10 protein-coding genes are annotated in these 8,094 nt (G+C 60.3%); 5 read left to right on the top strand and 5 right to left on the bottom strand.

Annotated features, from left to right (window positions below; translation table 11 throughout):
- Positions 1-553 (top strand): hypothetical protein (locus DBR18_RS28150; RefSeq protein WP_158275054.1); only part of this gene is annotated, 553 nt, incomplete at its 5' end.
- Between the two features lie 173 nt (positions 554-726).
- Here the strand turns inward: DBR18_RS28150 and DBR18_RS17570 are convergent.
- Together DBR18_RS17570 and DBR18_RS17565 are read right to left on the bottom strand one after the other, a co-directional pair.
- Complete coding sequence (locus DBR18_RS17570; protein ID WP_108591258.1) at positions 727-1,119, bottom strand: cytochrome c family protein; 393 nt, start codon at positions 1,117-1,119, stop codon at positions 727-729.
- Positions 1,120-1,183: 64 nt separating this feature from the next.
- Complete coding sequence (locus tag DBR18_RS17565) at positions 1,184-2,515, bottom strand: PLP-dependent aminotransferase family protein (protein ID WP_108591257.1); 1,332 nt, start codon at positions 2,513-2,515, stop codon at positions 1,184-1,186.
- Between the two features lie 90 nt (positions 2,516-2,605).
- Between DBR18_RS17565 and DBR18_RS17560 the strand changes: the two genes are divergently transcribed.
- Positions 2,606-3,499 carry a DMT family transporter gene (locus DBR18_RS17560; RefSeq protein ID WP_108591256.1) on the top strand — a complete coding sequence of 298 codons (894 nt, stop codon included), beginning with the start codon at positions 2,606-2,608 and terminating at the stop codon, positions 3,497-3,499.
- A gap of 104 nt (positions 3,500-3,603) precedes the next feature.
- Here DBR18_RS17560 and DBR18_RS17555 read toward each other — a convergent pair whose 3' ends face one another.
- Complete coding sequence (locus tag DBR18_RS17555) at positions 3,604-5,049, bottom strand: SulP family inorganic anion transporter (protein WP_108591255.1); 1,446 nt, start codon at positions 5,047-5,049, stop codon at positions 3,604-3,606.
- Between the two features lie 157 nt (positions 5,050-5,206).
- On the opposite strand from DBR18_RS17555, the gene DBR18_RS17550 reads away from it, so the two are divergent.
- Complete coding sequence (locus tag DBR18_RS17550) at positions 5,207-5,497, top strand: hypothetical protein (protein WP_108591254.1); 291 nt, start codon at positions 5,207-5,209, stop codon at positions 5,495-5,497.
- An 82-nt stretch (positions 5,498-5,579) separates the two neighbouring features.
- Complete coding sequence (locus DBR18_RS17545) at positions 5,580-6,125, top strand: hypothetical protein (RefSeq protein WP_108591253.1); 546 nt, start codon at positions 5,580-5,582, stop codon at positions 6,123-6,125.
- A gap of 42 nt (positions 6,126-6,167) precedes the next feature.
- Here the strand turns inward: DBR18_RS17545 and DBR18_RS17540 are convergent, their stop codons facing one another.
- Positions 6,168-6,803 carry a hypothetical protein gene (locus DBR18_RS17540; RefSeq protein WP_108591252.1) on the bottom strand — a complete coding sequence of 212 codons (636 nt, stop codon included), beginning with the start codon at positions 6,801-6,803 and terminating at the stop codon, positions 6,168-6,170.
- A 126-nt stretch (positions 6,804-6,929) separates the two neighbouring features.
- The gene (locus DBR18_RS17535) at positions 6,930-7,388 is read right to left on the bottom strand and encodes a GNAT family N-acetyltransferase (RefSeq protein ID WP_108591251.1); all 459 of its coding nucleotides are present in this window, start codon (positions 7,386-7,388) and stop codon (positions 6,930-6,932) included.
- A gap of 141 nt (positions 7,389-7,529) precedes the next feature.
- On the opposite strand from DBR18_RS17535, the gene DBR18_RS17530 reads away from it, so the two are divergent.
- Positions 7,530-8,094 (top strand): TetR/AcrR family transcriptional regulator (locus DBR18_RS17530; RefSeq protein WP_108591250.1); only part of this gene is annotated, 565 nt, incomplete at its 3' end.

Below are 8,094 nucleotides of genomic sequence, written 5' to 3'. Positions count from 1 at the left end.
CACCACCGACAGCAAGGGCGACTGGACATTCTCCATTTCGGGACTGGCGGTTGGCTCCCAACAATTTGTTGCCCGACCGCTGCCGACAGGTGAGGACTCGACGCCATGGGTGGTTCAGGTTCTGCGGCAAAAACTCTCGATAACCTGGGATTTCAGCAACAGCCTTCAGGGCTGGGTGCCGTCTGGTCGCTACGTAGGCACGTTCTATTTCACAAACGGCATGACCTTCACTTATACCGATGCGCCCGGTGGTTTTAGTGGTGCAGTCATGTCAATCAATGTCACGGTTAATGCTGGAAGTACTTACGACCTGGGATTCACCGCGACGGATGTGTCGGTCGGTGGGCGTTTTGGAACGTACCTGTCCCTTTTGGCCAACGGTGCACGCACTGGTACAGCCGTCAACTTGTATCAATATTATGTCTGGCACACCTTCAGTGGAGTTTATACGGCACCTGACTCTGGAACGATAACCCTGATGATCTGGAATGACACTGACGCTGGCGATGGCAATGACTTCGGGCTCAGGAATATATGGATACGTGAGCGATGACCGGATCAGGAGCGGATAAAAGGGGCGGACTTATCAAGTTCGGCGCTTGGTTCGGACGCTAAAAGATCGCAGCCTTCGGCAGCTCCTACAGGGGATACAGATACCTCTGCAGGAGCTGCCGAAGGCTGCGATCGTTTGCTTTTGGGGATTCAATGTTTATATGTGTTTAACGCTCATTCCTGCAGTGAAAAGCTTTGCAGGTACGCCAGCAGATTATCGATTTTCTCCTGGTCGCTCAGGCCCCAGAAAATCATCCGTGTCCCCGGCACCACGCCCTTCGGGTCTTTCAGATACGCGGTCAGCGTGTCGCGGTCCCAGGTCTTGCCGGAGTTTTTCATTGCCTCGGAATACACGTAATTGGCCGACGTCCCGGCAGGTCGGCCGATGATGCCGTTGAGTTGCGGGCCGAAGCCCGGGCGCGCGTCCGGGCCAACCTGATGGCAGCCGCCGCACAGGCGCGGAAAGATCTTTTCGCCGGCGGCGGGATCGCCTGCGGCGTGGGTGGTTGAGCTGAACAGGACGGCGGTTGCAGTCAAGACAAGAAGCAGTGCAGCGGTATTTTTCATCGGGCGATCCAGAACGGTCTGATGCAATTGAGGCAAGGCTATCACTTTGTGGCGAGGGAGCTTTTTACAGATAAGCGCCGATGACTTTTCTGACGGTAATCAATGCCTGGCGCAGGACGTCCATTGACACTGATCCCAACGCCAACCGGATCGCATGCGGCACATGTGCCGATACGGCAAACGGTTCGGCCGTGGTGACCGAAATCTGCTGGCGCACCAACTCCACCACGATCTGATCGGCACGCACGTCTTCCGGCAACGGAAGCCACAGGAAGTAAGAGGACGGATGGCCGATGCAGGTCAGGCCTTGCAGCAATTGGGCGGCCAGGGCTTGCCGGGCCTTGGCGTCGTCGCGTTTCTGTTGCTCCAGCAGGGTGACGGTGCCGTCGTCGAGCCAGCCGCAAGCCATCGCGGTCATTACGCCGGGGGTGTTCCAGGTGGTGGCGCGGATGATGCGTTCCAGCGCCGGCACGTTGTGCAGAGGGGCGGCAATGAAACCGACGCGCAGGCCGGTGGCGATATTCTTGGAAAGTCCCGACACATACACGGTGCGTTCCGGTGCCAGATCGATCAAGGGGCGCGGTGGGTTTTCCACCAGAAAGGCGTAGGCCGCGTCTTCGATGAGGGTCAGATCATGCCGTCGGGCAAGTGCGACCAATTGCTCGCGCTGTTCGAGCGGTGTCACCCAACCCAACGGATTGTGCAGCGTCGGCATGCTGTACACGGCGCGCACCGAGCGGCTGCGGCACAGCTTGTCGAGCGCCGCCAGATCCGGTCCGCGATCACCGGCCGGGATGGCCACCACTTCCAGATGCAACGCTTCGGCCAGCACCTTGAACCCGGAATAGGTCAGCGCATCGGCCGCAATGACGTCGCCGGGTTTGAGCAAGGCCATCAGCGTCACCGCCAGGCCTTGCTGAGCTCCATTGACGATCAGCACTTGCCCGGCATCGACTTGCACTCCGCGATCCTGCAGATGCCGTGCAACCGAGGCGCGCTCATGCTGACGCCCGGCGTGGGGTTGATAGCGCAGCAAGGCTTCCAGATCGCCCGACAGCGCCAGTTGGCGCAAGGCATTGCGCAGCAGATCGGCCTGACCGGGCAGCGACGGGTAATTGAAGTTGAGATCGATCATGCCGACTGCCACATCCTTCTGATCGATGCCCTGCCCCGGCGACAACGAGGTTTCGCGCACAAACGTCCCGCGCCCGGTCTCGCCGCTGACCAGCCCCATGGCCTCCAGTTCGGCGTACACCCGCGATGCGGTCACCAATGCCAGGCCCTCACGGGCCGCCAGTTCGCGGTGGGTCGGCAGGCGCGTTCCCGGTGCCAGATGCCCGCAGCGAATATCCGCTGCGTAAGCATCAACGAGGGTCTTGTAGCGTGAGCGCGGCATAGCGCATGTATCCATGACAATTATTTGATTGTGCTGATTCTCGGCTTCAGGATGACCCGAAAGCAACCCCACCTTTGAGCGTGATCCTGTATGGAACGGACTTCGAACATGGCAAACCCGGCGCTGGAAAAAACCAGTGGCTGGATCAATGGTTTTATCGGCGTGGTGATCTTCAGCGGATCGCTACCGGCCACGCGCCTCGCTGTACTGGAGTTTGATCCGGTATTTCTCACCGTGGCCCGCGCGGCCATTGCCGGGGTGTTGGCGGTAGCGCTGTTGTGGCTGTTTCGCGAACGGCGTCCTGCACGGGATCAGTGGTGGTCGTTATTGATTGTGGCGTTGGGCGTGGTGCTGGGTTTCCCCTTGCTGACGGCATTGGCGCTGCAGCACGTGACGTCGGCGCATTCGATTGTGTTTGTGGGATTGCTGCCCCTGGCGACGGCGATTTTTGGCGTGCTGCGCGGCGGCGAGCATCCGCGCCCGGTGTTCTGGGTGTTCTCGATTCTCGGCAGTGCCTTGGTCGTCGGCTTCGCCTTGTCTCAAGGACTGACCGCCTCGCCCACCGGTGATCTGCTGATGCTCGCGGCGATTCTGGCCTGTGGTCTGGGCTATGCCGAAGGCGCGAAACTGTCGCGCGTCCTCGGCGGCTGGCAGGTGATCTGCTGGGCGCTGGTGTTGTCGCTGCCGGTGATGGCATTGCTCAGCCTGTGGCTGGCGCCCGCCTCGTTCAGCCAAATCAGCCTGTCGGCCTGGCTGTGTCTGGCGTATGTGGCGCTGTTCAGCATGTTGATCGGGTTTGTGTTCTGGTATCGCGGCCTGGCCCAGGGCGGAATTGCCGCAGTGGGACAACTACAATTGCTGCAGCCGTTTTTCGGTCTGGCGCTGGCGGCGACATTGCTGCATGAACAGGTGAGTGTTGGCATGCTGGTGGTGACCCTGGGCGTCATCCTCTGCGTAGCCGGCGCCAGGAAATTCGCCAGATAACCCCATCGCCCCTGTAGGAGCTGCCGCAGGCTGCGATCTTTTGATGTTGATCTTTTAAAAAACAAGATCAAAAGATCGCAGCCTGCGGCAGCTCCTACAGGGGATCAGTGGTGTTCGACGCCGGCGCGTTTGAGCAGTTTCTTGCAGCGCTCGGACAGATGAAACACCTGCAACTCCTTGCCGGCCTTGGCGTAACGCTCGCGCAGCGTTTTCAATGCGGCAATCGCCGAATAATCGACGAAGCTCAAATGCCGGCAATCCAGCGTGACTTTGGCCGGGTCATTGGCCGGGTCGAACTGGTTGAGAAACGGCGTGGTCGAGGCGAAAAACAGCGTGCCGTGCAGGCGATAGAGTTTGCTGCCGTCGGCTTCCAGATGTTCATCGGCGTACAACTCGCGGGCCTGCTGCCAGGCGAAATTGAGTGCGGCGATGATGATCCCGCAGAGCACGGCGGTGGCCAGGTCGGTGAACACGGTGATGGTGGTTACGGCGATGATCACCAACACGTCGTTGAGCGGCACCTTGTTCAACACCCGCAACGAAGCCCAGGCGAAGGTCTGCTGCGAGACCACGAACATCACGCCCACCAACGCCGCCAGCGGAATACGCTCGATCAGCGGCGACAGAAACAGGATGAACAGCAGAATCAGCACCCCCGCCACCACCCCGGACAAACGCCCGCGTCCGCCGGAGCTGAGGTTGATCACGGTCTGGCCGATCATCGCGCAACCGCCCATGCCGCCGAATGCGCCAGAGACGACATTCGCCGCACCCAGCGCCACGCATTCACGATCCGGGTAGCCCCGGGTTTCGGTGATTTCATCGGTGAGGTTCAGCGTCAGCAGGGTTTCCAGCAGACCGACCAGCGCCATCAGAATGGCGTACGGGGCGATGATGCGCAGGGTTTCGAGGCTCCACGGGATGTCCGGCAAGGCGAAGGTCGGCAGGCCGCCGGCGATGTGCGCCATGTCGCCGAGGGTGCGGGTCGGCAGGCCGAACAGGTAGACCAGCAGGCCCACGCCGAGGATCGCCACCAGTGCCGGCGGCACCGCGCGGGTCAGGCGCGGCAGAATGTAGACGATGGCCATGGTCAGCAGCACCAGCCCGGTCATCAGGTACAGCGGCGTGCCGCTGAGCCAGTGTTCGCCGCTCTTGAAATGTTCCAGTTGCGCCAGCGCAATGATGATCGCCAGGCCGTTGACGAAGCCGAGCATCACCGGATGCGGCACCATGCGCACCAGTTTGCCCAGACGCAGCAAGCCGAACGCCATCATGATCAGGCCGCCGAGCAACACCGTCGCCAGCAGATACTGCACACCGTGCTGCACCACCAGTGCGACGATCACCACCGCCATCGAACCCGCCGCCCCGGAGACCATTCCCGGCCGACCGCCGAATAACGCGGTCAGCGTACAAATGATGAAGGCCCCGTACAGGCCCATCAGCGGGTTGAGGTGAGCCACCAGCGCGAACGCAATGCATTCGGGCAACAGGGCAAACGAGGTGGTGAGTCCGGCCAGGACATCGGCGCGCAGACGTTTTGGTTTCATGGCTTACCTGACTGAGCGGCCAGCGAGCGTGGCCGAGGGTGTTCGCGAAAAGAAGGGTTGCGGATGTTACGGAAATGTCCGGGCTCGGGCCAGTGATCGCTGACACCCGACGATGCGACCTTTATGCTGGCGCGTCCTGCATCCACCGAGTACGACCATGACTGTATTGCTGACCGCCCGCGACGTTTGCCAGCGCCTGCGCGAGGCTGCGCTGGGTGTGCGGGGGTTCAACAAAAGCGAGACGTGCGCCGACAGTGCAGTGCTTGCAGTGGATATCGAGGGCTGGTGCCTGCTGCTGGATTTTGAGGGTGAGCGCCTGCATCACTGTGAACACTGCCGCGCCCCGGATGGCCGCGAGTGGCATTTCAACACCCGCTATGGCACCGACCCGGTGAGCCTGCTCAGTACCTGGGAACTGGCGCAGATCGAAAATCTGTTGAAGCGCTGAGCGCCTCACGGGCGAAGTCGGTTGCTCAATGATGGCACTCTGCCCATAATTCGCCCCCCTATTCCTCACGCAAGGAAATGCCGTGAAAAAGTCTCTGTTGTTGATCCCGATGCTGGCAGTGCTGCTGCAAGGTTGTGGCATGACCATGACCCGCTATGAGCCGAGCTTCGAAAACGTCCAGAAGCTCAAGCAGACCCCGCCCCTGCATGCGGTGAGCAATCCACAGGTGACTGCCGAATCCGGCGAAGGCTCGCTGACCGTTCGGGCCAATCCGGTGCGTTCGCCGTCCGGCAGCATCCCGGCGCACATCCAGGACGCGATTACCGAAGAACTGCGCAAGGCCGGCCTGCTTGATCCACAAGCCCAGCGTCAACTGAAGGTGCTGGTGGTGAAGAACAATCTGTCTGCCGGCATGAGCACCGGCGATGGCCAACTCGCGGCACGCTTCACCCTGCTCAACGGCCAGAATGTGGTCTACGACGCGACCAAGAATGTCAGCAGCCAGTGGAGCAGCAGCTTTTTCGGTTTCATTGCGATTCCGAATGCGGTCAACGCCTATAACCCGATGCTGCGCGATCTGTTGAAGGAACTGTACAGCGATCCGCAGTTCATCCAGGCCCTGAAATAAGGGGCAAAAAAAGAGCCGCGATTGCGGCTCTTTTTTTTGGCATCAAGCCCGTGGAGTACGGGTCTCGAGTGCCGAGTATTTCAAGGTGTTGTTGTCGATCATCTGCTTGAGCAGCGCATTGACCTGACGGGCGAAGGTGTCGTTGACCGCGGCCTTCGGGGTGTTGCCCATCATTGGAATGAACCAGATGCCGAACCAGGTTCCGACCGCATCATGGTTGCTTGCGGTGGTCAGGGGCTGGCCTGCGCCGTCCACGGCTTCCAGGCTCATGGTGTACTGATCGGTGCCGTACGCCGGGATCACCATCAGGCTGAAACCACTGATGAACGCCAGCACCATCGAACCGGCATTCGGCGGATGGTTGTACATTTTCAGACGCAGGCTGTAGTCGCCCGGTTGCTTCTGGAACTCGTCCAGGGTGACACGGCCGAACAGGCCCGAATCGCTCAGAATCTTTTGCAGCTCTGGCTTGAGCTGATCTCGCGCCTGCGGCAGTTCTACGGCCGAAGCGCTTTTCGGCTCACCCTGATAGAAGTCGAAATCCACATAGACATTGGGCTTGTTGGCATAGCTGGCCATCGATGGCAGCTTGACCGGCGCGACTTCGTCTTTGGTGAAACTGGCACAGCCACCCAGCGCAAGCACCAGGCCCAGCGCCACGATTTTCCCGAATTGCATGTTGTCTTCCCTATGTGAATCAAGCCAGGTGATATCAAAGAGCCTCCATTGCGGAGGCCGGGCGGATTCTAGAGAGAGCAGTGGCTTGAGGAAAGACTGAATCGGGAAATTTACACAAAAATCCAGTCAGTCCTGGCGCAAGTCGAGCATGTAGGTGAAGTAACCCGTGTCGCGCACATAACCCAGCGACTCGTACAAACCCTGTGCAGTGAAGTTGTCGGTGGCGGTTTCCAGCACCAGCCCCTTGGCGCCGGTCTGCAGGGCAAAGTCCCGCGCCATGTTCATCAGCAACCGGCCGATGCCACGACCACGGGCGGCAGGTGCAGTGAACAGGTCACTGAGCAGCCAGGTTCGGTGAGCATCGATCGAGGAAAACGTCGGGTACAACTGCACGAAACCCAGCGCTTCGGCGTTTTCATCCTGTGCGAGGAAAATAGCCGACTCGTTGCCGACCATGCGCTCGGCAATGAATGCACGGGATTGCTCAAAGTTCGACGGCTGCTGATAGAAACCGCGATAGGCGTCGAACAGTTTTGCAACCGCCTCCAACTGAGCAGTGGTGGCGCGTATGACCTCAATAGCCATGCCCCTTCCCCGATATTCGAATGATCAAACCAGCATAGCGCTGTCCGACGAGTTAGCTGGCCTCACCGCTATATAGTTTTGTATATTGCGAAACCGAATTTGTCAGTATCTGCCCATGCCAACCATTTACATCGTGTTCCCATGAGTGCCATCCGCGTACGCAACGAACAATTGATCCTCACCGCCGCCAGCGAAGAGTTCGCCGCCAACGGTTTCGACGCGACCCAGACCCGTGACATCGCCGCCCGCGCCGGGGTGCCCAAGGCCAATCTGTATTACTACTTTCAGACCAAAGAAAACCTCTATTCCAAGGTTTTGCTGGGGTTCGTCGAACCGCTGCTGGAAGCCTCGGCGGCGCTACGCGAAAGCGACGACCCCATGATCGGCCTGCGCGCCTACGTCGCCGCGCGCATCCGCATCGCCCGCGAGCACCCGGCGATTGCCAAGGTGTTCAGCGGCGAGCTGCTGCTCGGTGGCCGTCAGCTACCGGACGAATGCCGCGACCTGCTGCACGCCGAAGCCCGGCGCAATGTCGACTGCCTGCGCAGCTGGATCGAGCGCGGCTTGCTGGCCCCGGTGGATCCTGAGCACCTGATGCTGTTCATCTGGTCGGCGACCCGCACCTACACCAACATCGGCTGGCAGATGGGCTGCATCACCGGACGCCCGGTGCCGCAGGATGAGGACTATCAGACGGCCGCGGAGA

This window comes from Pseudomonas sp. HMWF021 (assembly GCF_003061005.1).
Taxonomy (GTDB): domain Bacteria; phylum Pseudomonadota; class Gammaproteobacteria; order Pseudomonadales; family Pseudomonadaceae; genus Aquipseudomonas.
Note: the sequence above shows the minus strand (reverse complement) of the source record. Positions and strands in the feature narration are given on the sequence as shown.